A 25,182-nucleotide genomic window follows, 5' to 3' on the forward strand; every position below is an offset into this window, starting at 1 on the left:
CGACGACTTTACCAGACGCGGACCCGGTCTTCGGGCGCCAGGTAGAGCGTATCGCCGGGCTGGACGTCGAAGGCGTCGTACCAGGCATCCATGTTGCGCACCGTCAGCGCGCGATACATGCCCGGCGCATGGCCGTCGGTGGCGATCCGCTGGCGCATCGCCTCTTCGCGCATCTTGGTCGCCCAGGTCTGCGCGAAGGCGATGAAGAAGCGCTGGTCGCCGGTCAGCCCCTCGATCACCGGCGCCTCTTCGCCGTCCAGCGACGCCCGATAGGCGTCATAGGAAGCCTGCAGCCCGGCAAGGTCGGCGATATTCTCGCCCAGGGTCAGCCGGCCGTTGAGGTGCAGCCCGGGGAAGGGGGCATAGGCATCATATTGCGCGGCCAGCGCGTCGCCCTGTTCGCTGAAATTGGCGAGATCTTCCTCGGTCCACCAGTTGCGCAGCGCGCCGGTCGAATCGAAGGCCGCGCCGTTATTGTCGAAGCTGTGGCTGATCTCGTGGCCGATCACCGCGCCGATCGCGCCATAGTTGAAGGCCGGATCCGCCGCCGGATCGAAAAAGGGCGATTGCAGGATCGCGGCCGGGAAGTTGAGCGCGTTCTGCACCGGCAGGTTCACTGCGTTCACAGTCTGCGGTGTCATCCACCATTCGCTGCGGTCCATCGGCCGGTTCAACTTGGCGAGCTGGTGCGCATATTCGGCGCGCTCGCCGCCCAACGCATTGGCATAGGCATTGTCGGTGGAAACTTCGTAGCTTCGATAATTGCGCCAGTTGTCGGGATAGCCGACGCCGACGACGATCGATTCGACCTTGGCCAGCGCTTCCTGCCGCGTTTCGGGGGCCATCCAGTCGATCGCCTCCACCCGGTCGGCAAAGGCCTGTTTGATATTGTCGACCATTGTCTGGATCTGGGTGCGGGCCGAAGCGGGGAAATAGCGTTCCGCATAGGCCTGGCCCACGGCATCTCCCAGATAGAGGTTGAGCGCGGAGAGCGCCCGCTTCTCGCGCGTGCGCTGCTCGGGCACGCCGAACAGCACGGTGCCGTAAAAGGCGAAATGGGCCTCGTCGATGGCCGTGGGGAGGACATCGGCATGGCTGTTGATCTGGTGGAAGATCAGCCAGTCGCGCCACGCCTCGATCGGCTCGGAGGCGACCAGCGCGGAAAGCCCGGTGATCGCCCCGGCATGATAGGCCGCGAAGGACCTCTGGTCCTCCAGCTGCGCCGCTTCCAGGAAGGCGTCCCAATCGATGCCCGGCGCGCTGGCTTCCAGTTCCGCGCGGCTCCACACGGTTGCCGATCCGGCGAAATCGTCGCTCTCGTCGCGCGTTGCATGGGCGCGGGCGATTTGCATTTCCAGATCGTAGATTCGCTCGGCGCGTTCCGCTGCCGCGTCGATCTCGGCAGCTTCGAGCAGGGTTTCGATATAGGCGCGATACTGGGTGCGGATCGCCGCCATCGCCGGATCGGCGGAAAGATAATACTCGCGCTCGGGCATGCCGAGGCCGCCCTGCAGCAGATAGGGCAGCACACGTCCCGGCGTCGCCAGCCCCTGGGTCACGAACAGGCCGAACAGATTCTCGGTCTCGAAATCGGTGGCGTTGAGCGGATCGACATCGGCCCGCAGCTGCGATCCCAGTACGCGAGACAGGTCCTCGGCGTCGCCCATCGCCTCGAACCGGCGGATATCGGCCTGGACCGGCGCCATTCCGGCGGCGTCGATCGCGTCGGTGTTCATATAGGCCTGGTAGAAATTGCGGATGCGGCTCTCGTCGCTCAGCGGGTCCTGCTCGCCGCTCACGATCTCGCCGATCATCTCGTCCAGCTGCGCTTCGGTCGCGAGAAAGGCCTCATAGGCGGCGGAGAGCGATGATCGGTCCGCCGGAATCTCGGTGTCGCGCTGCCATGTGCCATTGGCATAGCCATAGAAATCGTCGCCCGGATCGATGCTCGTATCCATCGCGGCAAGGTCGATTCCGATTCCGGTTCCCGCGACGGTTTCGGTCTCTTCGGCCTGGGTGCATGCGATGGGGCCGGCCAGCATGGCAACGCCGAGCAGCAGGGCGGGAAAAAGACGGGTTTTCATGGGTATGCGGCCTTTCGCGGGGATTCGTTCTTGGCGCGGACTATAGGGACAACGCCGAAGCCCCGCAAAGTCGTTCGTCGAATGTTATGGGCGGTTCTTTCCTTGCGCGCCGCCGAACGCTACGCACGGGGCCACAGCAGGAGACGATGCCGAATGAGTGCGCCGACGCTCGACAGCAAGATCGATATCGCAGGTGAAGCCTTCCGCGCCAACAGCGCGCACAACAAGGCGCTGGCGGAGCAGCTTCGCGCAGATGTCGCCAAGGCGGCCGCGGGCGGCTCCGAACGCTCGCGCGAACGCCATCTTTCGCGCGGCAAGCTGCTGCCGCGGGACAGGGTGGAACGGCTGCTTGATCCGGGTAGCCCTTTTCTCGAAATCGGCCAGCTTGCCGCCTGCGACATGTATGAAGGCGAAGTGCCCGGCGCTGGGATGATCGCGGGCATCGGCCGGGTCTCGGGGCGCCAGTGCATGATCGTCTGTAACGATGCCACCGTTAAGGGCGGCACCTATTATCCGATGACGGTGAAGAAGCATTTGCGCGCGCAGGAGATCGCCGAGCAGAACCGCCTGCCGTGCATCTACCTCGTCGATAGCGGCGGCGCGAACCTGCCGCATCAGGCGGAAGTCTTTCCCGATCGCGATCATTTCGGCCGCATCTTCTTCAACCAGGCCAATATGAGCGCACTCGGCATCCCGCAGATCGCCTGCGTGATGGGCAGCTGCACGGCGGGCGGGGCCTATGTGCCGGCGATGTCCGACGAGAGCGTGATTGTCCGCAACCAGGGCACGATCTTCCTCGCGGGGCCTCCCTTGGTGAAAGCCGCGACCGGCGAGGAGATTTCATCCGAAGATCTGGGCGGCGGCGATCTCCATGGCCGCAAGTCCGGCGTCGTCGATCATGTCGCCGAGAATGACGAGCACGCGCTGACCATCGTCCGCGATATCGTTTCGACCTTCAACACGCCGCACGATCCGGGCATCAAGCTGGTCGAGCCGCGCCCGCCCAAATTCGATGCCGAGGAAATCTACGGCATCGTCCCCGACGATGTCCGCGCGCCCTATGACGTGCACGAGATCATCGCGCGGATCGTCGACGGTAGCGAGTTTCACGAGTTCAAGGCGCTTTACGGATCGACGCTGGTTTGCGGCTTCGCGCATATCTGGGGGATGCCGGTCGCGATCCTCGCCAATAACGGTGTGCTGTTTTCGGAGAGCGCGGTGAAGGGCGCGCATTTCATCGAGCTTGCCTGCCAGCGCCGCATTCCGCTGCTGTTCCTGCAGAATATTTCCGGCTTCATGGTCGGCGGGAAATATGAAGCGGAAGGGATTGCGAAGCACGGCGCGAAACTCGTCACTGCGGTGGCCACCGCGACCGTGCCCAAGATCACCGTGCTGATCGGCGGCAGCTTCGGCGCGGGCAATTACGGCATGGCCGGCCGGGCCTATTCGCCCCGCTTCCTGTTCAGCTGGCCCAACAGCCGGATCAGCGTGATGGGCGGCGAGCAGGCGGCGAGTGTCCTCGCCACCGTCCACCGCGACGCCGATAGTTGGACCGAGGAGGAAGCCGAAGCCTTCAAGGCCCCAATCCGCCAGACCTATGAGAATGAAGGCAATCCCTGGCACGCCACAGCGCGCCTCTGGGACGACGGCATCATCGATCCTGTGCAGACAAGGGATGTGCTGGGGCTGGCGTTCAGCGCGACGCTCGAAGCCCCGATCGCCGAGCGGCCGGCCTTCGGCGTGTTCAGGATGTGAGGAGACTGAGTATGAAGAGATTTGCGCTCTTATTGGCGATAATCTCGATAGGCACCGCTTGCGCTGCTGAGGAGATAGAACCAACGCAAGAAACTCAGAGCAGTTGGCCGGACCTCCCTACTGAGGGTTTTATTAGTGGACGAGCGGCAACCGTTGATGACGTGGGAAATGGCGATGCCGCTTTCTCGATGGACGGGGCTAGCCAAGGACCGATTGATATCGAGATACCGCAATATGCACTTTGGACCAACGAAGTAGGTGAGGAAGTGCAGGTTGTTGTGGTTCAAGCCGAGCGAGCGCCGGATGGCTCGCAAATTGTGGGTATGAGGTTATTTGACGGAGGCGAGGTTGTCGGAACAATGCCCGAAGTAGAATTGCTCGGACAAACAAAGCCAAACTGATGATCTCCTCGCTCCTCATAGCAAACCGCGGCGAGATCGCCTGCCGGATCATCCGCACCGCGCGGCGGCTCGGCATTCGCACGGTCGCCGTCTATTCGGATGCGGATGCCAAGGCGCTGCATGTGCGCGAGGCGGACGAGGCCGTGCATATCGGGCCGAGCCCCGCCGCCGATTCCTACCTTGTCGGCGAGAAGATCATCGCGGCGGCAAAGGAAAGCGGCGCCGAGGCGATCCATCCGGGATATGGCTTCCTTTCCGAAAATGCCGATTTCGCGCAGGCCGTGATCGACGCGGACCTGATCTGGGTTGGGCCGAAGCCCGAGAGCATCCGCGCCATGGGTCTCAAGGACGCCGCGAAAAAGCTGATGGACGATGCGGGGGTTCCGACGACGCCCGGTTATCTTGGCGAGGACCAGTCGGAAAAGCGGCTCGCGAAAGAGGCGGACGCCATCGGCTATCCAGTGCTGATCAAGGCCGTCGCGGGCGGCGGCGGCAAGGGGATGCGCAAGGTCGACGATGCGAAGGATTTCGTCGACGCGCTCACCTCTTGCCGGCGCGAGGCGACCGCGGCCTTCGGCAACGATCATGTGCTGCTGGAAAAATGGATCGAGAGCCCGCGCCATATCGAGGTGCAGATCTTCGGCGATAGCCACGGCAATGTCGTCCACCTGTTCGAGCGCGATTGCTCGCTCCAGCGCCGTCACCAGAAGGTGATCGAGGAAGCCCCCGCACCGGGCATGGACGAGGAAACCCGCGAAGCCGTGTGCGGCGCCGCTGTCCGCGCGGCGCAGGCCGTAGATTATGAGGGCGCGGGCACCATCGAATTTATCGCTGATGGTTCCGAGGGCCTCAAGGCCGACCGCATCTGGTTCATGGAAATGAACACGCGGCTGCAGGTCGAACATCCGGTGACGGAGGAGATTACCGGGCAGGACCTCGTCGAATGGCAGTTGCGCGTGGCGAGTGGGGAGACGCTGCCGAAGATGCAGGACGAGCTGAGCATCAACGGCTGGGCGATGGAGGCGCGGCTTTACGCGGAGGACCCGGCGCGCGGCTTCCTGCCGAGCATCGGCACCCTGGACGTGTTGATGCTGCCTGAATCAGAACGGGTGGATACGGGCGTCGAGGAGGGCGGCGAGGTATCCCCCTTTTACGACCCGATGATCGCGAAGGTCATAAGTTTCGGCGGGCAGCGCGGCGAGGCCATCGAATATCTGCGGCTCGAACTGTCGACGCTCGGCGTCTGGCCCGTGAAGACCAATGCGAGGTTTCTCTACAACCTGCTCGGCGACGAGGATTTCCGCAGCGGAAACGTCGATACCGGGCTCATCGAACGGAAGGTGGAGGTGCTCGTCTCCGGCCCGTCGCTTCCCGCCGCCGAATTGTCGGCGGCGCTGGAGGTCCTCGGAGGGGGCTCGCTGCCCTGGCAGCCGGAATTGGAAGGTTTTCGGTTGAACGCTCCGGCGAACCCCGAGCGGTGGCTCGGCGTCGACGGTCGGCGTGCCAGCTTTAGTGCATGCAGCCCTTCGGGCGGCTATGTCTCCAGCTATTTCAGGCGAGTGTCCGCCGACGCGGTGCTGATGATATATGAGGGTGCAAGCCTGCTGATCGAAAGGGACCGCGCCGAGGGCAGCGCCACCGGCGCCGCTTCCGACGGCGCGATCCTGTCGCCGATGCCGGGCAAGATCATCGCGGTCGAGGTCGCGGCAGGGGACGACGTCTCCAAAGGCGACAAACTCGTCACCCTCGAAGCCATGAAGATGGAGCACAGCCTTGTCGCGCCGTTCGATGGGACGGTGGCGGAGCTCAACGCCCAGCAGGGTGGGCAGGTGTCCGAGGGCACTCTGCTCGTGCAGATAGAGGCCGCCGAGTGAGCGGGCTCGCGATCCGCCCGGCGCGGCGCGAGGATTTGCAGACGATCGTCGCCATGCTCGACGATGACGAACATAGCAGCGGCCGCGAGGACCCGTCGCTGCCGCTCGATCCGCGCTATGCCCAAGCCTTCGATGCGATCGACGCCGATCCCGACCAGCTGCTCGTGATCGCCGAGATCGAGGGCCAGCCGGTCGGCACGTTGCAGCTGAGTTTCCTGCCCGGCATCGCCTTTCGCGGCGCCTGGCGCGGCCATGTCGAGGCGGTGCGCGTGGCGAGCGACCGGCGCGGCGAAGGGGTCGGCGCGCAATTAATGACCTGGGCCGAGGCGCAGTGCCGCGCGCGCGGCTGCCGGCTCGCGCAGCTGATGTCGAACGAAAGCCGCACCGACGCCCATCGCTTCTACGAACGGCTGGGCTGGGCGAAGAGCCATCGGGGATTCAAGAAAAGTCTGGAAAGCGCATGAGCGACTACGAAACCATTCTTACCGATGTCTCCGAGGGCATCTTCACGCTGATCCTCAACCGCCCCGACAAGATGAACGCCTTTACCGGGCGGATGATGCACGAGATGTGCGCCGCTTTCGACGAAGCAGATGCCGATGACAGCGTTCGCGCCTTGATCGTCACCGGATCGGGCGAGCGCGCCTTTTGTGCAGGCGCGGACCTTTCGGGCGGCGCCAAGACGTTCGACTATGCGGAAGGCAAGAGCTGGAACGAGAAGGGATCGCCCAAGCGCGATGATGGCAGCATGGACTGGTCGCATCCCAGCGTGCGCGATGGCGGGGGAATGCTTTCCTTGCGCATCTTCAATTCGAAAAAGCCGGTTATCGCCGCGGTCAACGGCGCGGCGGTCGGCGTCGGCGCGACGATGACCCTGCCGATGGATTTCCGGCTGGCGAGCGATACGGCGCGCTTCGGTTTCGTCTTTTCCAAGCGCGGCATCGTGCCCGAAGCGGCGTCAAGCTGGTTCCTGCCGCGGGTGGTCGGCATCGGCCAGGCGCTCGAATGGTGCTATTCGGGCAAGGTGTTCGGGGCCGAGGAAGCGCATGAAAAGGGGCTTGTTCGTTCGCTCCATCCGCCGGGCGATCTGATCGATGCGGCCCGCTCGCTGGCGCACGAGCTGACCGACGAAACCGCGCCGGTATCGGTGGCGATGGCGCGGCAGATGCTGTGGCGGGGCCTGGGCGCGCCGCATCCGATGGTGGCCCATCAGCTCGAAAGCCGGGCCGTCTGGTCGCGCGGGGCGAGCGCGGACGCCAAGGAAGGCATCGAGTCCTTCCTTGAAAAGCGGCCGGGCGAATATCCTGATAGGGTGTCGACAGATATGCCGCATTTCGCGCCGTGGATGGACGATCCCGACTATACATAGACCCGACAGGGCCAATCAGAGGAGAGGGGCATGGCCGCACCCATATTCGATTTCACCGGCAAGAATGTCATGGTGTTCGGCGGTACGAGCGGGATCAATCTCGGCATCGCCAAGGCATTCGCGAAGGCCGGCGCGCGGGCCGGCGTCGCCAGCCGCTCGCAGGACAAGGTCGATGCCGCGGTGGCGCAGCTCGGCAATGATGCGGGCCCGGCGCTCGGCTTTGCGCTCGACGTGCGCGACCATGAGGCCGTCTCCGCCGCGGTCGAAAGCTTCAAGGCCGAGCGCGGAACGATCGACGTGCTGGTATCGGGCGCGGCCGGGAATTTCCCGTCGCTTGCCGCCGCGCTCAGTCCCAACGGTTTCAAGGCGGTCGCCGATATCGATCTGATGGGCACCTTTCACGTGATGCGCGCCGCCTATGGCGCGATGACGAAACCGGGTGGATCGATCATCAACATTTCCGCGCCCCAGGCCTGGATCGCGATGCCGATGCAGATCCATGTCTGCGCGGCCAAGGCGGGTGTCGACCAGATTACCCGCACCCTGGCGATGGAATGGGGGCGCGAGGGCATCCGCGTGAATTCGGTCTCGCCCGGCCCGATCGAGGGCACCGAGGGCATGGAGCGTCTCGCCCCGACCCCCGAAGCCAAGGAGCGGTCCGCAAAGGCCGTGCCGCTCGGGCGCATGGGCACGGTCGACGATATCGCGGACGTTTGCCTGTTCCTTGCCTCGGACGCGGCGCGCTATGTGTCGGGCACGGTGCTGCCGGTCGATGGTGGCTGGACGGCCGGCGGGATGCTGACCACCGCGATGGGAGGAAGCTGATGCGCGCGCGGCAGGCCTTTATCGAGGAAATTGGCGGGCCCGAGGTCATCCAGTGGCGCGATGCCGAGATCGGCGAACCGGGGGCGGGCGAACTCCTGGTTCGGCACGAAGCGGTCGGGCTCAATTTCATCGACACCTATCATCGCGGCGGCATCTATCCGGTGCGCCTGCCTTCCGGGCTCGGCATGGAGGCGGCCGGGATCGTCGAGGCGGCGGGTGAGGGCGTTTCGGGCCTGGCGGCGGGGGACAGGGTGGCGATGCTCACCAGCACGCTCGGCGCCTATGCCGACCGGCGCATCGTTTCGGCCGATGCAGCCATCCGGCTGCCCGAAAATGTCAGCGCCGAACAGGCCGCGGCCTCGCTGCTCAAGGGACAGACGGCCGAGGCGCTGATCGAGCGGTGCGCGAAGGTAAAGCCGGGCTGGACGGTGCTCGTCCATGCGGCTGCCGGCGCGACCGGGCAGATCCTCGTCCAATGGCTGAAAGCGATCGGCGCGACCACCATCGGCACGGTGTCGAGCGACGAGAAGGAAGCGATCGCCCGCAAGGCCGGTGTCGATCATGTGATCCGTTACGATAGCGAGGATGTCGCGGCGGGGGTTCGCGACATCACCGGCGGGCAGGGCGCGGAGGTCGTGCTCGACGGCGTCGGCATGGCGACCTGGGAAGCCTCGCTTGCCAGCTGCAAGCGGCGCGGGCTCGTCGTCAGTTTCGGCAATGCCAGCGGACCGGTGACCGGCATCGGGCTGGGGCCGTTGGCGACCCATGGTTCGCTCTATGTCACCCGGCCGACGATGTTCGATTATTATGTCGATCCCGCCGAAGCCGCGGTCGGCACGAAGCGGCTGTTCGGGATGCTGGAAAGCGGCGCCGTGACGGTCGAGATCGGCCAGCGCTATGCGCTGGAGGAGGCCGAGCAGGCGCATCGCGATCTCGAAGGCCGCAAGACGATCGGCGCGTCGATTCTGGTTCCCTGATCGGGCGGAGGCTTGCGCAACCGGGCCGTCCTCCCGATATTCTCCCTATAGGAGAAGCACATGGCAGGCGGATGGTCGCGCGATGGCGCGGTACAGGATCAGATCGACGCAACCGTCGAGGACGCGCTGAAGCGCGCGCGCAGCGAGCAGCCCAGCGGCGACAGCCTCGAATATTGCGATGAATGCGGCGAGAACATTCCCGAGGCGCGGCGCATGGCGGTGCCCGGCGTGCGCTTCTGCGTCCAGTGCCAGTCGGCGAAAGACAAGACGCGCCGCGAAATTTCGCCCTTCAACCGGCGCGGCAGCAAGGACAGCCAGCTGCGCTAGCCGGTCGCTCTATCGCCCCCAGGCGATGAAATGGGGATTATCGAAGCCGCGCTCTTTCTTGTTGTAGAGCAGCGGCCCGGTTTCGGTTTCGCCGTCCAGCGCCATCACGCGTCCGCCCGCGGCCTCCAGCACCGCCTGGCCTGCGCCGGTATCCCATTCCATGGTCCGGCCGAGCCGCGGATAGACGTCCGCCGATCCCTGCGCGACGAGGCAGAATTTGAGGCTTGAACCCGCCGGCGTGAAATCCTTGACGCCGATCTTTGCCATCAGCGCGTCGGTTTCAGCCGAGCGGTGGCTGCGGCTGGCGACGGCGACGAGATTTTTGTGGAACGAGGAGCGCGCCTCGATCTCGTGCGGATGTTCGGCAGCACTGCGGTCCTGTCCGGGCGCGATTTCCTGGAAAAAGGCGCCTTCGCCGCGCGCGCCGTAATAGAGCTTGTCGATCGCCGGGGCGTAGACGACGCCGGAAACCGGCCGGCCATGGTCGATCAGCGCGATGTTGACCGTGAACTCGCCGTTGCGCGACACGAATTCTCGCGTGCCGTCCAGCGGATCGACGAGGAAGAAGCGCGTGCCGAGTTCGGGAATCCGGCCTTCCGAGGCAGCTTCCTCTGCCAGGATCGGGATATCGGGCGCAGCCTCTTTCAGCCCCGCCTCGATCACCGCCTCGGCGCGCTTGTCGGCGGCGGTGACGGGTGAGCCGTCGCCCTTGGCCTCGGCATCGAAATCGGTCTTGTAGATCGCGTCGATCTCGGCGCCGGCCTTCAAGGCGAGCGCGATCATCAGGTCGAGATGGGTGTCTGTCTGCATGGTCATTCAAATAGGAGGAGATGGAAGCGGAGACCAGCCGGGCGGCTAATTCACCTGCCGTTCCCTGCCTTCCCAATAGGGCGCACGCAAATCCTTTCTCAGGATCTTGCCGCTGGCGTTGCGCGGCATCACCGCGATCACGTCCACCGTCTTGGGCGTTTTGTAGCCGGCGATCCGCTCGCGGACGAAGGCGATGATTTCCCGTTCGTCGATCTTGGCGCCGTTCTTGGGCACGATTACGGCCTTTACCGCTTCGCCCCAGGTTTCGTCGGGAACGCCGATCACCGCCGCTTCAGAGACTTGGGGATGCTCATAGAGCGCGTTTTCCACCTCGGCGGGATACACATTCTCGCCGCCGGTGATGATCATGTCCTTCATCCGGTCGTGAATATAGATATAGCCGTCGGCATCGCGATAGGCGGCGTCGCCGGTTCGCAGCCAACCTTCGCCATCGACGGTTTCGGCCGTGCGTTCCGGCTGTTTCCAGTAATGGACCATATTGGCTTCGGACCGGGTGACGATTTCGCCGACTTCGCCGACGCCTACCTCCTTGCCCTGTTCGTCGACGATCCGCACCTCGACGCCGTCGAGCGGCTTGCCGGCGGAGCGCATGCGCTCATTGCCCGCCGGATCGTGATCTTCTGGCGGCAGCACGATGATCGTGCCGGTGGTTTCCGTCATCCCGTAAAATTGCGCGAAACCGGCATTGGGAAAGGCCTTCATGCAATCGCGGAGCAGCTGGAGCGGCATCGGCGAGGCGCCATAGGCGATCTGGACGACCCCGCTGGTGTCGATCTCCGCCAGCCTGGGATGGGTGATCAGCATCTGCAGCGCGGCCGGAACCAGGAAAAAGCGCGTTACGTGCCGGGCATCGATCAGGTCGAGCGTTCGCTCGATATCGAATTCGGCGATGATGCTGCACGCCATGCCGCGGTTGAGCGGCAGGATGCCGTACCCGGTGCCCGCGATATGCGCGACCGGCATCGCCTGCAGCCCGGCATCGCCCTCGGCCCACCGGTCCCAATTGGGAATTTCGCGCTCGTCGCGACTGCGTCCCTTGAGGATATTGTTCTGGGTCAGCACCACGCCCTTGGGCTGTCCGGTCGTCCCCGAGGTATAAAGCTGCACGATGGGATCGTCGCAATGCGGACTATAGTCGACCGGCGGCGCGGACTCATGCCGGGCCTGCAGGCTGGCGACGCATTCCGCGGTGGGGTTTCCCTCGGCGCCGAACAGCCGCTTCACGCAGCCGATCGTATCGGCAAAGCCGCTCGCAAGATCGAGGAATTCCGGCCCGGAGACGATCGTCCCGGCTTCTGCATCCTCCACGATGAACGCCATTTCGGCGGTTGCCAGCCGCCAGCCGACGGGTACCGTCACCGCGCCGATCCGTGCGGCGGCGAACAGGGTGAGGAAATAACGGTCGCTATTCTTGCCGATCCAGGCGATTCGGTCGCCCTTGCCCACGCCTTCCGCCGCGAAGGCGCGGGCCAGCGCCTCGCTCGCGTCGCGGAACTCCCGAAAGCTCGTCGCCCGGCCATCGAAACGATAGGCGATATCGTCCGGTTTTTCTGCTGCCCAGTAATCGGCCAGTTCGTTCAGCGTCATCGCGCTGTGCTGTTCGCGCATCCGTCCCTATCCTATCGGCGAAGGGCGCGTGCATTATTTCTATGCCCCCAAAACCATAGTCAGGTGCGACCCTGCCGACTATGATCCGGGCAGCTTCTATTTCGATCGGGGAAAATTTCAATGCGTACGGTGGAACATTTCATAGGTGGCAATGCGGCAGGCGGCGGATCGCGGCAGCACGACATCTGGGATCCCAATATCGGCGAGGTGCAAGCGAAGGTTTCTCTTGGTTCGCGCGACGAGCTGCAAAAGGCCGTGGATGCGGCGCTTGCGGCGCAACCGGCATGGGCGGCGACCAACCCGCAAAAGCGCGCGCGGATCATGTTCAATTACAAGGCCTTGGTTGAATCCAATATGGATGAGCTTGCCGCCTTGCTCTCCTCCGAACACGGCAAGGTGATCGCCGATGCGCGGGGCGATGTGCAGCGCGGGCTCGATGTGATCGAGTTCGCTTGCGGTATACCGCACGCACTGAAGGGCGAGTTCACCCAAGGCGCGGGCCCGGGCATCGACGTTTATTCGATGCGCCAGCCGCTCGGCATCGTCGCGGGCATCACGCCGTTCAACTTTCCCGCGATGATCCCGATGTGGATGTTCGGCGTCGCCATCGCCTGCGGCAACGCCTTCATCCTGAAACCCTCGGAGCGCGATCCTTCGGTCCCGGTCCGGCTCGCCGAGCTGATGAAGGAATCGGGCCTGCCCGACGGCATCCTGCAGGTCGTGCATGGCGACAAGCAGATGGTCGACGCGATCCTCGACCATGACGATATCAAGGCGGTGAGCTTTGTCGGCTCGTCCGACATCGCCCATTATGTCTATCAGCGCGGCACCGAGAACGGGAAGCGCGTCCAGGCGATGGGCGGCGCGAAGAATCACGGCATCGTCATGCCCGATGCCGATCTCGACCAGGTGGTGAACGATCTGGCGGGGGCCGCCTTCGGGAGCGCGGGCGAACGCTGCATGGCGCTGCCGGTGGTGGTGCCGGTCGGCACCGAAACGGCGGACCGGCTGCGCGAAAAGCTGATCCCGGCGATCGACGCGCTGCGCGTCGGCGTCTCCACCGATGGCGAGGCGCATTACGGCCCGGTCGTCACCGCCGAGCACAAGGCGAAGGTCGAGCAATGGATCCAGACCGGCGTCGACGAGGGCGCCGAACTGGTGCTCGATGGCCGTGGGTTCAAGCTACAGGGGCATGAAAAGGGTTTCTTCATCGGCCCCTCGCTGTTCGATCATGTGAAGCCGGGCATGGAAAGCTATCGCGAGGAAATCTTCGGCCCCGTGCTGCAGATGGTCCGCGCCGACAATTTCGAGGAAGCGCTGAGCCTCGCCAGCAATCACCAATATGGCAATGGTGTCGCGATCTTCACGCGCAACGGCCATGCGGCGCGCGAATTTGCGAGCCGCGTCGAGGTCGGCATGGTCGGCATCAACGTGCCGATCCCGGTGCCGGTCGCCTATCACAGCTTCGGCGGTTGGAAGCGCAGCGCCTTCGGCGACACCAACCAGCACGGCATGGAAGGCGTGAAATTCTGGACCAAGGTGAAAACCGTCACCCAGCGCTGGCCCGATGGCGGCGGCGATGGCTCCAACGCCTTCGTCATCCCGACGATGGGGTAGAAGAATGCGGCGGACGGCGACTGCCTGTTGCGCGTTGGCCCTCGGCCTTGCCGCGCCGATGGTGTTCACGCTCGCCGTGGCGACGCCTCCGCCGCCGCCCTTTCGTGCCGCTTATGGGCCGATGCCCTTTTGCGGCGAGGGGTTCGTGATCGACGTGACCGAGGCCGAGGCGATCGGCTGGCGGCCGCAGGGTTCGCTGCCCTTTCCCAGCTATACGCTGCGCAGCGGATCGCGCGAATTCTTCGTCCAGCCGTTCCGCAGCGATGCCCTGCATAGCTATCGGCCGTTTCGCGAATATGCCGAAGGCCGGGCCGAGGAGATCGAACTCGAGGGGCTGGGAACGGTGCTGCGCTTTCCCCTGCATTTCGAGGACATCGATATCAATTCGCGGCTGCGCACGGTCTATGTCGTCGACCCCGAGGGGATGCCGGACGGGTTTAGGCTGGCGCTGCTCTCGCCAGATTTCGAAGGAAGCGAGCGCGACCTGGAACTGATCCGCCGGGTCCGCGCGGGCGCGCCCGAAGCTCTCGGATGCGGCGAGCCGACATTCGAGAGCCGGGAATTCGCGATAGCAGCGGCGATGGATGGCGGGGCGCTGGCGTCCCGGCCGATACCGGTGCCCGGACCGATCTTCCTGTGCTCCGCCGGCTGGGGCTTTGCCGTGGAGGAGGGTGAGCGCGTGACGCTGCCGTGGAATGTCGCGGCGGGGATATTCTACCTGGATGACGGGCGCGTCCGCCTTTCCGGCGGCAACTGGCTGCGCGCGCCCGAACCGCGCCTCGGCCGCATGGTCGACGATCCGCGCATCGCGGTGGAGCGGCGTGGTGGCGCGGGTGCCGATATGTCCGGCCCGCGCTCCTATGCGCTGTTTCGTACCGACACTTCGGGCTATGGTCGCTCCACCGTCACCTTCACCGGCGAGGAAGCGGCGGAAGGAGACAGGGCGTTCCTGTCGCGGATCGAGCTGATCGAGACAGGCGACGAACGCTGTTTCCCTATCGACGATCAATAGCATGACCAGCAGGAGAGGACCCCGATGACGATGGAACGATTGCGCACCAAATCCGCTTCTCCCTTCGAGGAACAGATCGGCTTTTGCCGCGCGATGCGCGTCGGCGACCGTATTCTGGTTTCCGGCACCGCGCCGATACAGGATGACGGCAGCTCGACCCCCGGCGATGCCGGGGCGCAGGCGGACCGCTGTTTCGAACTGATCCTCGGCCAGATCGAACAGCTTGGCGGCAAGCGGGAAGATGTCGTGCGCGTGCGCATGTTCGTCACCGACATCGCCGATGCCGACGCCGTCAGCGCCTCGCATGCCCGCTATATGAAACCCGCGATGCCGACCGCGACCCTCGTCGCCGTCCACCAGCTTTACCGCTCCGAATGGAAGGTGGAGATCGAGGCCGAAGCGCTGGTCGGCTGACCGGGCCGGGCAATCACGCGCGACATTTTCTTGCGCGCGCGACAGTGCTAGGGCGCAGCGATGGAAAATCAATTCGACCTGACCGATGAGCAGCGCGCGATCCAGGATATGGCGCAGAAGTTCACCGCCGACGAGATCACGCCGTTCGCTGCGGAGTGGGACGAGAAGCATATCTATCCCCGCGAGGTCGTCTCCAAGGCCGCCGAGCTCGGCTTCGGATCGATCTATGTGTCCGAGGAATCGGGCGGGATCGGCTCCGGGCGGCTCGAATCCGCGATCATCATTGAAGCCATGGCCTATGGCTGCCCGGCGACCAGCGCCTTCATCTCGATCCACAATATGGCGAGCTGGATGATCGACCGGTTCGGCGGCGACGCGGTGAAGGAGAAATATCTGCCCACCCTCGTCACCTGCGAAACGGTGGCGAGCTATTGCCTGACCGAACCGGGATCGGGTTCGGACGCCGCCGCGCTCAGGACGAAAGCCGAGCGGGTCGGCGACCATTATATCGTTTCCGGCTCGAAGGCCTTTATCTCGGGCGGCGGCGTCAACGATGTCTATGTCACCATGGTGCGCACGGGCGAGGATGGGCCCAAGGGCATTTCCTGCCTGGTGATCGAGAAGGATATGGCGGGCGTTTCTTTCGGCGCGCCGGAGAAGAAGCTCGGCTGGCACGCCCAGCCGACCGCGCAGGTCAATTTCGATTCTGTGCGCGTCCCTGTGGAAAACCGTGTGGGCGACGAGGGCGAGGGCTTTCGCATTGCGATGATGGGGCTCGACGGCGGGCGTCTCAATATCGGCGCGTGCAGCCTTGGCGGTGCCCAACGTTGTCTCGACGAGGCGGTGAGCTACACCAAGGAGCGGCAGCAATTCGGCAAGGCGATTGCCGATTTCCAGAACACCCAGTTCATGCTCGCCGATATGGAAACCGATCTTCAGGCCGCGCGGATGCTGCTCTACACGGCGGCGGCGAAAGTCAGCGCGAACGCGCCGGACAAGACGCGTTTCGCGGCGATGGCCAAGCGGCTGGCGACCGATAGCGGATCGAAGATCGTCAACGACGCGCTGCAGCTGTTCGGCGGCTATGGCTATTTGCAGGACTATCCGATCGAGCGTTTCTGGCGCGACCTGCGCGTCCATTCGATCCTCGAAGGCACCAACCAGATCATGCGGATGATCGTCGCGCGCGATATGCTGCGGCAGTAGGCAAAGGCGGAGCGCGCCGTATTTTACGTCATCCTGACGAAAGTCAGGACCCATGAGCGCAAGCGTTTCGGATAAGGTCGAAATCGACCAGCCAATGGATGCTGAAACACGTTCAGCATGACGAAGGAAGGAAGCAAGATGTCCGACTACGAAACCATTCTCGTCGAACAGCGCCCAGAAACGAATGGCGCCGTTACGCTGATCACGCTCAACCGACCGCAGGCGCTGAACGCGCTCAACAACAAGGTGCTGTCCGAGCTGATCGCGGCCTTTGCCGCTTATGACGCCGATGACAGCCAGCGCTGCGCGGTGCTGACGGGCAGCGAAAAGGCGTTCGCGGCGGGGGCCGACATCAAGGAGATGTCCGATCAGGGCTTTGCCGACATGTACGGCAACAATCATTTCGGCGGCTGGGACAGGGTCGTTGCGACGCGCAAGCCCTGGATCGCAGCGGTGTCGGGCTATGCGCTGGGCGGCGGCTGCGAGGTCGCGATGATGGCGGATTTCATCATCGCGGCAGACAGCGCGAAATTCGGCCAGCCCGAGATCAAACTGGGCGTCACGCCCGGCATGGGCGGCTCGCAGCGCATGGCGCGCGCGATCGGCAAGGCCAAGACGATGGAGATGTGCCTGACAGGGCGGATGATGGACGCCGAGGAGGCCGAACGTTCGGGCCTCGTCGCCCGCGTCGTCCCGGCGGCCGATCTTGTCGAGGAAGCGGTGAAGACTGCCGAGACGATCGCCGGCATGGGCCCGCTCGCCGCGCTCGCCGTCAAGGAAATGGTCGATGCCGCTTTTGAGACGACCCTGACCCAGGGCGTGGCGTTCGAGCGCCGGCTGTTCCACGGCCTGTTCGGATCGGAAGACCAGAAGGAAGGCATGGCCGCCTTTGTCGAGAAGCGCGAAGCCAAGTGGAAAGGACGCTAGACATGACAACCATAGCCTTTATCGGCCTCGGCAATATGGGCGGCGGCATGGCCGCGAACCTGGCCAAGGCGGGACATGATGTCGCCGCCTTCGATATTTCCCAGGCTGCGCTGGAAACCGCCGTCGGCAATGGCTGCCGTGCGGCGGAATCGGGCGCGGACGCGGTGAAGGGCGCCGAGGCGGTCGTCACGATGCTGCCCGCGGGCAAGCACGTCAAAGCCGTCTATACCGACGATGTGTTCGACAATGCGGAGCCGGGAACCCTGCTGCTCGATTGCTCGACGATCGACGTCGATACCGCGCGCGAGGTGGCCGAAGAGGCCGGGACCAAGGGCTTCCTGATGGTCGATGCGCCTGTATCGGGCGGCATCGCGGCGGCCAATGGCGGCACGCTTACCTTCATGGTCGGCGGGCCGGACAACGCCTTTGCGCGCGCCGAACCGATCCTCGAGGCGATGGGCAAGGCGGTGATCCATGCCGGCGAATCCGGCGCAGGGCAGGCGGCGAAAATTTGCAACAACATGCTGCTCGGCGCGACGATGATCGCGACCTGCGAGACCTTCAACCTCGCCCGGCGGCTCGGCCTCGATCTCCAGACCTTTTACGATATTTCGAGCAAGGCTTCGGGCCAGAGCTGGTCGATGACGAGCTATTGCCCGGTGCCCGGCATCGGCCCGCAAAGCCCGGCGGACAATGATTATGAAGGCGGGTTCGCGGCGCCGCTGATGCTCAAGGATTTGAAGCTCGCGATGGAAGCCGCCGACTCGGTCGATGCCCGCACGCCGATGGGCGCCAAGGCCCGCGCGCTCTACGAGCAATATGTCGCCCATGGCGGCGACAAGAAGGATTTTTCCGGGATCATCGCCTTCCTTGAACATGGCGAGTCCCGTTGACAATCGTGCCTTTCCTCCCGTTTACGGAAGGGGAAACAAGGGGATAATGATGCAGCAAGCACTCGACGAACTCGAACGGCGGCGCGACCAGGCGCGGATGGGCGGCGGCCGGAAGCGGATCGACGCGCAGCACGCCAAGGGCAAGCTCACGGCGCGCGAGCGGCTCGAAGTCCTGTTCGACGAAGGCTCGTTCGAAGAATATGACATGTTCGTCGAGCATAATTGCACCGATTTCGGGATGGAAGAGCAGGTCGTTTCCGGCGACGGCGTCGTCACCGGATCGGGCACGATCAACGGCCGCCTCGTCTTCGCCTATAGCCAGGATTTCACGGTGTTCGGCGGCTCGCTCAGCGAGCGCCATGCCGAGAAGATCTGCAAAGTGATGGATATGGCGCTGAAGGTCGGCGCGCCGGTGATCGGGCTCAACGACAGTGGCGGCGCGCGCATCCAGGAAGGCGTGGCGAGCCTCGGCGGCTATGCCGAAGTTTTCCAGCGCAACGTGCTCGCATCCGGCGTCGTGCCGCAGCTTTCGATGATCATGGGCCCGTGCGCGGGCGGGGCGGTCTATTCCCCGGCGATGACCGACTTCATCTTCATGGTGAAGGATTCGAGTTACATGTTCGTCACCGGGCCGGACGTGGTGAAGACCGTGACCAACGAGGTGGTGACGCAGGAGGAGCTGGGCGGCGCGATCACCCACACCACCAAATCCGGCGTCGCCGATGTCGCCTTCGAGAACGATATCGAGGCGCTGATGGCGGCGCGCGATTTCATCGATTACCTGCCCGCATCGAACCGCGAAGAGGTGCCCGAGCGCCCGACGGCCGACGCCTGGGACCGCGAGGAGCCGGGGCTCGACCAGCTGGTCCCGGCCTCGTCCAACCAGCCCTATGACATGCACGAGCTGATCCGGAAGACGGTGGACGAGGGCGAATTTTTCGAGCTCCAGCCCGCGCACGCCGCGAACATTATCATCGGCTTCGGCCGGATCGAAGGCCGCACCGTCGGCATCGTCGCCAACCAGCCGATGGTGCTGGCCGGCTGCCTCGATATCGCGGCGAGCAAGAAGGCCGGGCGCTTCGTGCGCTTCTGCGACGCTTTCGAGATCCCGATCGTGACCTTTGTCGACGTGCCGGGCTTCCTCCCCGGCGTCGGGCAGGAGCATAACGGCATCATCAAGAATGGCGCGAAACTGCTCTTCGCCTATGCCGAGGCGACGGTGCCGAAGATTACGGTGATCACGCGCAAGGCCTATGGCGGCGCGTACGACGTTATGGCTTCCAAGCATTTGCGCGGCGATCTGAACTATGCCTGGCCGACCGCCGAGATCGCGGTGATGGGCGCTAAGGGCGCGGTCGAGATCATCTTCCGCGGCCTCAGCGAAGCGGACATCGCCGAAAAGACGAAGGAATATGAAGACCGCTTCGCCAATCCCTTCGTCGCGGCGAGCAAGGGCTTTATCGACGAGGTCATCATGCCGCATTCGACGCGGCGGCGGATCGCGCTCGGGCTACGCAAGCTGCGGAACAAGCAGCTCGACAATCCCTGGAAGAAGCATGACAATATTCCACTTTAATATCTTACGATGGATAGTTGCGGTGCTCGCCGTCGTGGTTATTATTGGAGCTGTTCGCATAATTTGGAAAATGGAAGACGGTCTGTCTGACCGACGGCAATTTCTGGAAACTGCTCGCCTCTATCTGTCCTGTGAACGGCTTCCGCCTGACGATGTGCTCGCTCGTCTCTATGCTTTTTCGGTCCTTCATCAGGACGGGCAGCGCATAGTACCTTCGTTGAATTGGCAATTGAATTATTGGGCATACACAAACTACTATCATTTGCGCTTGTCGCATGAAGAATTGGCTGAAGGTTACTTGCGCACGCCATCGCGAAGAGAGCCAAATTGCGTTGTGATCGGCGGAAACCACGCATGACAAATTTTCGTTGTCACATCCTAAGCCAACCCGTCACCCTGAACTTGTTTCAGGGTTCACCGCTCAATCTGCGATGTCCATGCCGGTAGATGAGTGGATGCTGAAACAAGTTCAGCATGACGGAAATGGGGAAGCGTAAATGAAACTCGGACGGACGAACCATGTCGGCGTCGCAATGACGGTGATATGGCAACAGCCATCAAGGCTGTTCGCCGCGAACCTCGCAAACTCCACGAGCCCCGCGCATTTCCTCTGTCCTACAGCACCGGCGGCCTGCTAGGGTCGGCGACGCGTGCGTTGGCGGGTATCCGCGCCTGGGTTTTCGGAGCTGATAGGCGGGCATATGAAAGGTCACATACCGGGCCCGCCGGGTTGGCCGTATTTGGCTGTTTTCCACAAGGTCCGGGCTAAAGTCACAGGGAAAAAATTCGGGCTTCCGTGTCAACTTCGGGGTCGCCCGGCGAGGATGAATTGAAGAATGACCGACGCCTCCCTTGGTCTCATTGGTACTGATTGCTGGAGTTGAATTTCCGCTATGAAACTAGGCCGTATGAACCATGTCGGCGTCGCGACGCCCGATCTCGACGCCTCGATCGCCTTCTATCGCGACGTGATGGGCGCGACCGATATTACCGAGCCGTTCGTGCTCGAAAGCCAGAAGGTGCGCGTCTGCTTCGTCAACACGCCGGGCGAGGGCGGTGCCGCCGGTACGCAGGTCGAGCTGCTCCAGCCGACGGAGCCCGACAGCGCCGTCGGCAAATGGCTCGAGAAGAACCCGGTCGGCGGCCAGCATCATCTTTGCTTCGAGGTGCCCGATATCCACGCCGCCAAGGCCGCGTTCGAAGCGCAGGGCAAGCGCGTGCTCGGCGAGCCGCGGATCGGCGCGCACGGCACCTTGATCTTCTTCGTCCACCCCAAGGATATGGGCGGGGTTCTTACCGAGATCATGGAAACGCCGAAGCACTGACGGCCGTTCGTCATCCTGAACTTGATTCAGGATCCATTGGCGCCCCGTTTCCGGAAATTCCTCGACGGAGAAGGCCCCTTGCATAACCCCCGCCGCTCCGGCAGGTTGACGTTAACGGAAAGTAACAACGACTCAGGAGCGGATCATGGCGGGCTACGAGACCATCCTTCTCGACATCGCGGACGATATCGCGATCATCACCCTCAATCGCCCGGAACGGCTGAACGCCGCGCCGATAGAAATGGCGGACGAAATCGTCACCGCGCTCGATGAGGCGCTGGATGCCGGCGCGCGCGCGGTGCTGATGACGGGGGCGGGGCGCGCTTTCTGCTCGGGCGCCGATCTGGCCGGGGGTCGCGACCGGACATCAGGCGTCGGCGGCGGTGGCGATCGCGCAAAGGCCTCGCTCGAAAATCACTATAACCCGATGATGAAAAAGCTCGCCGAACTGCCGGTGCCGCTGGTGACCGCGGTCAACGGCCCGGCGGCGGGCATCGGCTGCTCGATGGCGCTGGCCGGCGATTTCGTGCTGGTCGGCGAATCCGGTTATTTCCTGCAGGCCTTCGTCAATATCGGCCTGGTGCCGGACGGCGGCGCAAGCTGGACCTTGCCGCGCCTGATCGGCAAGGCCCGCGCTTTCGAGATGATGATGCTCGGCGAGAAGATCCCGGCCGCGAAGGCCGCCGATTGGGGCATGGTCTACAAGGTCGTGGAGGACGGCGCGCTGATGGACGAAGCGCGCGCGCTTGCCGCGAAGCTCGCCAAGGGGCCGACGCTTGCCCTGGGCCTGATGCGGCGCACGGCGGCGGAGAATCTCGACCGCGATTTCGGCGCGGCGCTCGATGCCGAAGCCAACGCCCAGCGCGAAGCCGGCAACAGCCAGGACGCGGTGATCGGCGCGGTGGCCTTCCTGAAAAAGGAAAAGGCGGTTTTCACTGGCAAATAGGCGGTTTTTCGCTTCTCGATTGTCGGTATCACTGCCCTTCGACAAGCAGGGTGCAGGCGGTTATTGAAGCGGGATATGACTGACAAACCGACCATCGAAGACTGGCGGGAGCGCGCCGCCGGGGAAGTGAAGGGGCGCGATCTCGATTGGGAGACGCCCGAGGGTATTTCCGTAAAGCCGGTTTATGGCGTGGACGATGCGCTGGACCCCGGCCTGCCGGGCTTCGAACCGTTCACGCGCGGGCCCTACGCGTCGATGTATACCGGCCGCCCCTGGACGATCCGGCAATATGCGGGCTTTTCGACGGCAGAGGATTCCAACGCCTTTTACCGCCGCAATCTCGCGATGGGGCAGAAGGGGCTGTCGGTCGCCTTCGATCTCGCCACGCATCGCGGGTATGATTCCGATCATCCGAGGGTGACCGGTGATGTCGGCAAGGCCGGGGTCGCGATCGACACCTTGGCCGATATGCAGATCCTGTTCGACCAGATCCCGCTCGACCAGATGAGCGTGTCGATGACGATGAACGGCGCGGTGATCCCGGTGATGGCCTTCTATATCGTCGCGGCGGAAGAGCAGGGGGTATCGCAGGACCAGCTTTCCGGCACGATCCAGAACGATATCCTCAAAGAGTTCATGGTGCGGAACACCTATATCTATCCGCCCGAACCCTCGATGCGGATCGTCGCCGATATCATCGCCTATACCGCAGAGCATATGCCGCGTTTCAATTCGATTTCGATCAGCGGCTATCATATGCACGAAGCCGGGGCGACGGCGGTGCAGGAGCTCGCCTATACGCTGGCCGACGGCATGGAATATGTCCGCGCGGCGATGGCGCAGGGCTTGCCGGTGGACAGTTTCGCGCCGCGGCTGAGCTTCTTCTTCGGCATTGGCATGAACTTCTTCATGGAGGTCGCCAAGCTGCGCGCGGCGCGCAAGCTATGGCATTCGATCATGGAGGATTTCGGCGCGGAAAACCCCAAATCGAAGATGCTGCGTACCCATTGCCAGACGAGCGGGGTGAGCCTCACCGAGCAGGACCCCTACAACAATGTCATCCGCACGACGATCGAGGCGATGGCGGCGACGTTAGGCGGGACGCAGAGCCTCCACACCAACGCCTTCGACGAGGCGGTTGCGCTGCCGACGGACCGTTCGGCCCGGATCGCGCGCAACACGCAATTGGTGCTGCAAGAGGAAAGCGGCATCGCCCATGTCGCCGATCCGCTGGGCGGTTCCTATTATGTCGAAAGCCTGACCCAGCAACTGGCCGACAAGGCCTGGGAGCTGATCGAGGAGGTCGAGGCCGCGGGCGGGATGACGAAAGCCGTCGCCGAGGGGCTGCCGAAACGCCATATCGAGGAAGCTGCCGCCGCCAAGGCCGCCGCCGTCGATCGCGGCGAACAGGTGATCGTCGGGGTCAACAAATATAGACTGGAAGAAGAGGCCGAGATCGACATTCTCGATATCGACACGGCCCGCGTCCGCCGCGACCAGATTGCGCGGATCGAAAAGACGCGGAGCGAGCGCGACGAGGATGGCGCGCAAGCGGCGCTCGAGGCGATGACCGCAGGCGCGAAAGGGGGCGGCAACTTGCTCGCGCTCGCGGTCGATTGCGCGCGGGCGCGCTGCACGCTGGGCGAAATTTCGAGCGCCATGGAGGAGGCTTTCGGCCGTTACGATACTGTCCCGCATCCGGTCAGCGGCATTTACGGCGGCGCCTATGACGGCGATCCGCGCTGGCTGCGCGCCGGCGAGGGCGTCGAGGCGGTCGAGCGGCGGCTGGGGCGCAAGCCGCGCATGATGGTCGCCAAGATGGGGCAGGACGGGCATGATCGCGGCGCCAATCTCGTCGCATCCGCGTTCGGCGATCTCGGCTTCGAGATCGTCTCCGGGCCGCTGTTCCAGACGCCGGCGGAAACCGCGGCATGGGCGATCGAGAAGGATGTCGATGTCGTCGGCGCGTCGAGCCTTGCTGCGGGACACAAGACCCTGATCCCCGAACTGATCCAGAAGCTTGCCGATGCCGGGCGCGACGATATCAAGGTGATCGCCGGCGGCGTCATCCCGCAACAGGATTACGAGTTTCTGCGCGAAGCAGGGGTCAAGGCGATCTTCGGCCCGGGCACCAATCTGGTTGACGCGGCCGGCGAAGTCCTCAAGCTTCTCGGCCATAATCTTCCCCCGCTCGACGAGGCCGCCGAATGACCGAAATCCGTACCGACTGGACCCGCGAGGAGATCGCGACGCTCTTCGATTTGCCGTTCCACGAGTTGATGTGGCGCGCGCAGACCGTTCACCGCGAGAACCATGCGGCGGGCGAGGTGCAGCTGTGCACGCTCCTTTCCATCAAGACCGGCGGCTGCCCCGAGGATTGCGGCTATTGCTCACAGTCCAAGCACGCCGATAGCGGCGTCAAGGCGACCAAGCTGATGGATGTGCGGCAGGTGCTGCAATCGGCGGCGCAGGCCAAGGATGCGGGCTCGCAACGCTTCTGCATGGGCGCGGCCTGGCGCAACCCCAAGGATCGGGACATGCCCGCGATCGTCGAGATCGTGAAGGGCGTGCGGCAGATGGGCATGGAAACCTGCATGACCTTGGGCATGCTGACGCCCAAACAGGCGGAGATGCTCAGCGATGCGGGCCTCGATTATTATAATCACAATATCGACACCTCGCCCGAACGCTATGAAGAGGTGATCACGACGCGGACATTCGCGGAGCGGATCGAGACGCTCGACAATGTCCGCAATGCCGGGATCAATGTCTGCTCGGGCGGGATCGTCGGCATGGGGGAGACGCGCGAGGATCGCGTCGGCTTCATCCATGCGCTGGCGACTCTGGAGCGCCACCCCGAAAGCGTGCCGGTGAACGCGCTGGTGCCCGTAAAGGGGACCGTGCTTGGCGATATGCTCCACGACATTCCAGAGGCTCGGATCGACGATCTTGAGTTCGTGCGCACTTGCGCCGCCGCGCGGATCACCATGCCGCGCGCGATGGTGCGTCTTTCCGCGGGGCGCGAAAGCATGAGCGAGGCCGTGCAGGCCATGTGCTTCATGGCCGGCGCGAACAGCATCTTCACCGGCGACAAGCTGCTGACTACCGGCAATCGCGGCGACGATGCCGATGCGGCGCTGTTCGAAAAGCTCGGCCTCGTTCCGCTGGAAGGCGAGGAACCGGCGCGCGCGGACCTGGTGGCGGCGGAATAGGAT

The 25,182-nt window shown here is 63.9% G+C and carries 22 protein-coding genes; 19 read left to right on the plus strand and 3 right to left on the minus strand.

Translation table 11 applies throughout. The features are described 5' to 3' along the window. Positions 1–8: 8 nt before the first annotated feature. Positions 9–2,084 (minus strand): M13 family metallopeptidase, encoded by a 2,076-nt coding sequence (locus H6P80_RS07050; protein ID WP_185800589.1) that lies wholly within the window; start codon positions 2,082–2,084, stop codon positions 9–11. 153 nt (positions 2,085–2,237) lie between these two features. Between H6P80_RS07050 and H6P80_RS07055 the strand changes: the two genes are divergently transcribed. Genes H6P80_RS07055 through H6P80_RS07090 form a run of 8 tightly spaced genes read left to right on the plus strand, consistent with a single transcriptional unit; the run spans position 2,238 to position 9,612 of the window. Next, the gene (locus H6P80_RS07055) at positions 2,238–3,839 is read left to right on the plus strand and encodes a carboxyl transferase domain-containing protein (RefSeq protein WP_185800590.1); all 1,602 of its coding nucleotides are present in this window, start codon (positions 2,238–2,240) and stop codon (positions 3,837–3,839) included. 11 nt (positions 3,840–3,850) lie between these two features. Continuing rightward, complete coding sequence (locus H6P80_RS07060) at positions 3,851–4,240, plus strand: hypothetical protein (RefSeq protein ID WP_221892893.1); 390 nt, start codon at positions 3,851–3,853, stop codon at positions 4,238–4,240. After that, entirely contained in the window at positions 4,240–6,114 is a 1,875-nt protein-coding gene (locus H6P80_RS07065) for an acetyl/propionyl/methylcrotonyl-CoA carboxylase subunit alpha (protein WP_185800591.1), read from the plus strand. Before H6P80_RS07060 ends, H6P80_RS07065 begins: the two co-directional genes overlap by 1 nt. Continuing rightward, positions 6,111–6,578, plus strand: a complete 468-nt coding sequence (locus H6P80_RS07070; protein ID WP_185800592.1) for a GNAT family N-acetyltransferase — start codon at positions 6,111–6,113, stop codon at positions 6,576–6,578. Before H6P80_RS07065 ends, H6P80_RS07070 begins: the two co-directional genes overlap by 4 nt. Next, positions 6,575–7,483, plus strand: a complete 909-nt coding sequence (locus H6P80_RS07075; RefSeq protein ID WP_185800593.1) for a crotonase/enoyl-CoA hydratase family protein — start codon at positions 6,575–6,577, stop codon at positions 7,481–7,483. Before H6P80_RS07070 ends, H6P80_RS07075 begins: the two co-directional genes overlap by 4 nt. A gap of 30 nt (positions 7,484–7,513) precedes the next feature. Continuing rightward, positions 7,514–8,308 carry an SDR family oxidoreductase gene (locus H6P80_RS07080; RefSeq protein ID WP_185800594.1) on the plus strand — a complete coding sequence of 265 codons (795 nt, stop codon included), beginning with the start codon at positions 7,514–7,516 and terminating at the stop codon, positions 8,306–8,308. Continuing rightward, positions 8,308–9,285 carry a quinone oxidoreductase family protein gene (locus tag H6P80_RS07085; protein WP_185800595.1) on the plus strand — a complete coding sequence of 326 codons (978 nt, stop codon included), beginning with the start codon at positions 8,308–8,310 and terminating at the stop codon, positions 9,283–9,285. Before H6P80_RS07080 ends, H6P80_RS07085 begins: the two co-directional genes overlap by 1 nt. 60 nt (positions 9,286–9,345) lie before the next feature. After that, positions 9,346–9,612, plus strand: a complete 267-nt coding sequence (locus tag H6P80_RS07090; protein ID WP_185800596.1) for a DksA/TraR family C4-type zinc finger protein — start codon at positions 9,346–9,348, stop codon at positions 9,610–9,612. Positions 9,613–9,621: 9 nt separating this feature from the next. Here H6P80_RS07090 and cysQ read toward each other — a convergent pair whose 3' ends face one another. Next, positions 9,622–10,422, minus strand: coding sequence for a 3'(2'),5'-bisphosphate nucleotidase CysQ (cysQ, locus tag H6P80_RS07095; protein WP_221892894.1), 801 nt, complete (start codon positions 10,420–10,422; stop codon positions 9,622–9,624). A 45-nt stretch (positions 10,423–10,467) separates the two neighbouring features. Continuing rightward, positions 10,468–12,051 carry a long-chain-fatty-acid--CoA ligase gene (locus H6P80_RS07100; protein WP_185800598.1) on the minus strand — a complete coding sequence of 528 codons (1,584 nt, stop codon included), beginning with the start codon at positions 12,049–12,051 and terminating at the stop codon, positions 10,468–10,470. 120 nt (positions 12,052–12,171) lie between these two features. Between H6P80_RS07100 and H6P80_RS07105 the strand changes: the two genes are divergently transcribed. From H6P80_RS07105 to bioB, 11 genes are all read left to right on the plus strand, one after another. Then, positions 12,172–13,668, plus strand: coding sequence for a CoA-acylating methylmalonate-semialdehyde dehydrogenase (locus H6P80_RS07105; protein ID WP_185800599.1), 1,497 nt, complete (start codon positions 12,172–12,174; stop codon positions 13,666–13,668). Between the two features lie 4 nt (positions 13,669–13,672). Beyond that, entirely contained in the window at positions 13,673–14,680 is a 1,008-nt protein-coding gene (locus tag H6P80_RS07110; RefSeq protein WP_185800600.1) for a hypothetical protein, read from the plus strand. Positions 14,681–14,704: 24 nt separating this feature from the next. After that, a complete protein-coding gene (locus H6P80_RS07115) occupies positions 14,705–15,094 on the plus strand; it encodes a RidA family protein (protein WP_185800601.1) in 390 nt (129 codons plus the stop codon). A 60-nt stretch (positions 15,095–15,154) separates the two neighbouring features. Continuing rightward, entirely contained in the window at positions 15,155–16,300 is a 1,146-nt protein-coding gene (locus H6P80_RS07120; protein WP_185800602.1) for an acyl-CoA dehydrogenase family protein, read from the plus strand. A 138-nt stretch (positions 16,301–16,438) separates the two neighbouring features. Continuing rightward, positions 16,439–17,227, plus strand: a complete 789-nt coding sequence (locus H6P80_RS07125; RefSeq protein ID WP_185800603.1) for an enoyl-CoA hydratase — start codon at positions 16,439–16,441, stop codon at positions 17,225–17,227. Positions 17,228–17,229: 2 nt separating this feature from the next. Further along, entirely contained in the window at positions 17,230–18,120 is an 891-nt protein-coding gene (gene mmsB / locus H6P80_RS07130) for a 3-hydroxyisobutyrate dehydrogenase (RefSeq protein ID WP_221892895.1), read from the plus strand. Between the two features lie 49 nt (positions 18,121–18,169). Beyond that, positions 18,170–19,696, plus strand: coding sequence for an acyl-CoA carboxylase subunit beta (locus H6P80_RS07135; protein WP_407947220.1), 1,527 nt, complete (start codon positions 18,170–18,172; stop codon positions 19,694–19,696). A gap of 893 nt (positions 19,697–20,589) precedes the next feature. Continuing rightward, a complete protein-coding gene (gene mce, locus H6P80_RS07140; protein WP_185800605.1) occupies positions 20,590–21,021 on the plus strand; it encodes a methylmalonyl-CoA epimerase in 432 nt (143 codons plus the stop codon). A 145-nt stretch (positions 21,022–21,166) separates the two neighbouring features. Then, the gene (locus H6P80_RS07145) at positions 21,167–21,967 is read left to right on the plus strand and encodes an enoyl-CoA hydratase-related protein (RefSeq protein WP_185800606.1); all 801 of its coding nucleotides are present in this window, start codon (positions 21,167–21,169) and stop codon (positions 21,965–21,967) included. Between the two features lie 75 nt (positions 21,968–22,042). Continuing rightward, entirely contained in the window at positions 22,043–24,178 is a 2,136-nt protein-coding gene (gene scpA / locus H6P80_RS07150; RefSeq protein WP_185800607.1) for a methylmalonyl-CoA mutase, read from the plus strand. Further along, positions 24,175–25,179 (plus strand): biotin synthase BioB, encoded by a 1,005-nt coding sequence (gene bioB / locus H6P80_RS07155; protein WP_185800608.1) that lies wholly within the window; start codon positions 24,175–24,177, stop codon positions 25,177–25,179. Before scpA ends, bioB begins: the two co-directional genes overlap by 4 nt. Positions 25,180–25,182: the final 3 nt, after the last annotated feature.

Origin of the sequence: Parasphingopyxis marina, from assembly GCF_014237875.1 — a bacterium.
GTDB lineage: Bacteria > Pseudomonadota > Alphaproteobacteria > Sphingomonadales > Sphingomonadaceae > Parasphingopyxis > Parasphingopyxis marina.

Excerpts from the sequence above, each read along its gene's own strand:
- H6P80_RS07125 (WP_185800603.1), top strand. The coding sequence starts at position 16,439 with ATGTCCGACTACGAAACCATTCTCGTCGAACAGCGCCCAGAAACGAAT.
- bioB (WP_185800608.1), top strand. The coding sequence starts at position 24,175 with ATGACCGAAATCCGTACCGACTGGACCCGCGAGGAGATCGCGACGCTC.
- mmsB (WP_221892895.1), top strand. The coding sequence starts at position 17,230 with ATGACAACCATAGCCTTTATCGGCCTCGGCAATATGGGCGGCGGCATG.
- mce (WP_185800605.1), top strand. The coding sequence starts at position 20,590 with ATGAAACTAGGCCGTATGAACCATGTCGGCGTCGCGACGCCCGATCTC.
- H6P80_RS07075 (WP_185800593.1), top strand. The coding sequence starts at position 6,575 with ATGAGCGACTACGAAACCATTCTTACCGATGTCTCCGAGGGCATCTTC.
- H6P80_RS07085 (WP_185800595.1), top strand. The coding sequence starts at position 8,308 with ATGCGCGCGCGGCAGGCCTTTATCGAGGAAATTGGCGGGCCCGAGGTC.
- H6P80_RS07055 (WP_185800590.1), top strand. The coding sequence starts at position 2,238 with ATGAGTGCGCCGACGCTCGACAGCAAGATCGATATCGCAGGTGAAGCC.
- H6P80_RS07065 (WP_185800591.1), top strand. The coding sequence starts at position 4,240 with ATGATCTCCTCGCTCCTCATAGCAAACCGCGGCGAGATCGCCTGCCGG.
- H6P80_RS07115 (WP_185800601.1), top strand. The coding sequence starts at position 14,705 with ATGACGATGGAACGATTGCGCACCAAATCCGCTTCTCCCTTCGAGGAA.
- H6P80_RS07120 (WP_185800602.1), top strand. The coding sequence starts at position 15,155 with ATGGAAAATCAATTCGACCTGACCGATGAGCAGCGCGCGATCCAGGAT.
- H6P80_RS07110 (WP_185800600.1), top strand. The coding sequence starts at position 13,673 with ATGCGGCGGACGGCGACTGCCTGTTGCGCGTTGGCCCTCGGCCTTGCC.
- H6P80_RS07050 (WP_185800589.1), bottom strand. The coding sequence starts at position 2,084 with ATGAAAACCCGTCTTTTTCCCGCCCTGCTGCTCGGCGTTGCCATGCTG.
- H6P80_RS07105 (WP_185800599.1), top strand. The coding sequence starts at position 12,172 with ATGCGTACGGTGGAACATTTCATAGGTGGCAATGCGGCAGGCGGCGGA.
- H6P80_RS07145 (WP_185800606.1), top strand. The coding sequence starts at position 21,167 with ATGGCGGGCTACGAGACCATCCTTCTCGACATCGCGGACGATATCGCG.
- cysQ (WP_221892894.1), bottom strand. The coding sequence starts at position 10,422 with ATGCAGACAGACACCCATCTCGACCTGATGATCGCGCTCGCCTTGAAG.
- H6P80_RS07100 (WP_185800598.1), bottom strand. The coding sequence starts at position 12,051 with ATGCGCGAACAGCACAGCGCGATGACGCTGAACGAACTGGCCGATTAC.
- H6P80_RS07080 (WP_185800594.1), top strand. The coding sequence starts at position 7,514 with ATGGCCGCACCCATATTCGATTTCACCGGCAAGAATGTCATGGTGTTC.
- H6P80_RS07060 (WP_221892893.1), top strand. The coding sequence starts at position 3,851 with ATGAAGAGATTTGCGCTCTTATTGGCGATAATCTCGATAGGCACCGCT.
- H6P80_RS07090 (WP_185800596.1), top strand. The coding sequence starts at position 9,346 with ATGGCAGGCGGATGGTCGCGCGATGGCGCGGTACAGGATCAGATCGAC.
- H6P80_RS07135 (WP_407947220.1), top strand. The coding sequence starts at position 18,170 with ATGCAGCAAGCACTCGACGAACTCGAACGGCGGCGCGACCAGGCGCGG.
- scpA (WP_185800607.1), top strand. The coding sequence starts at position 22,043 with ATGACTGACAAACCGACCATCGAAGACTGGCGGGAGCGCGCCGCCGGG.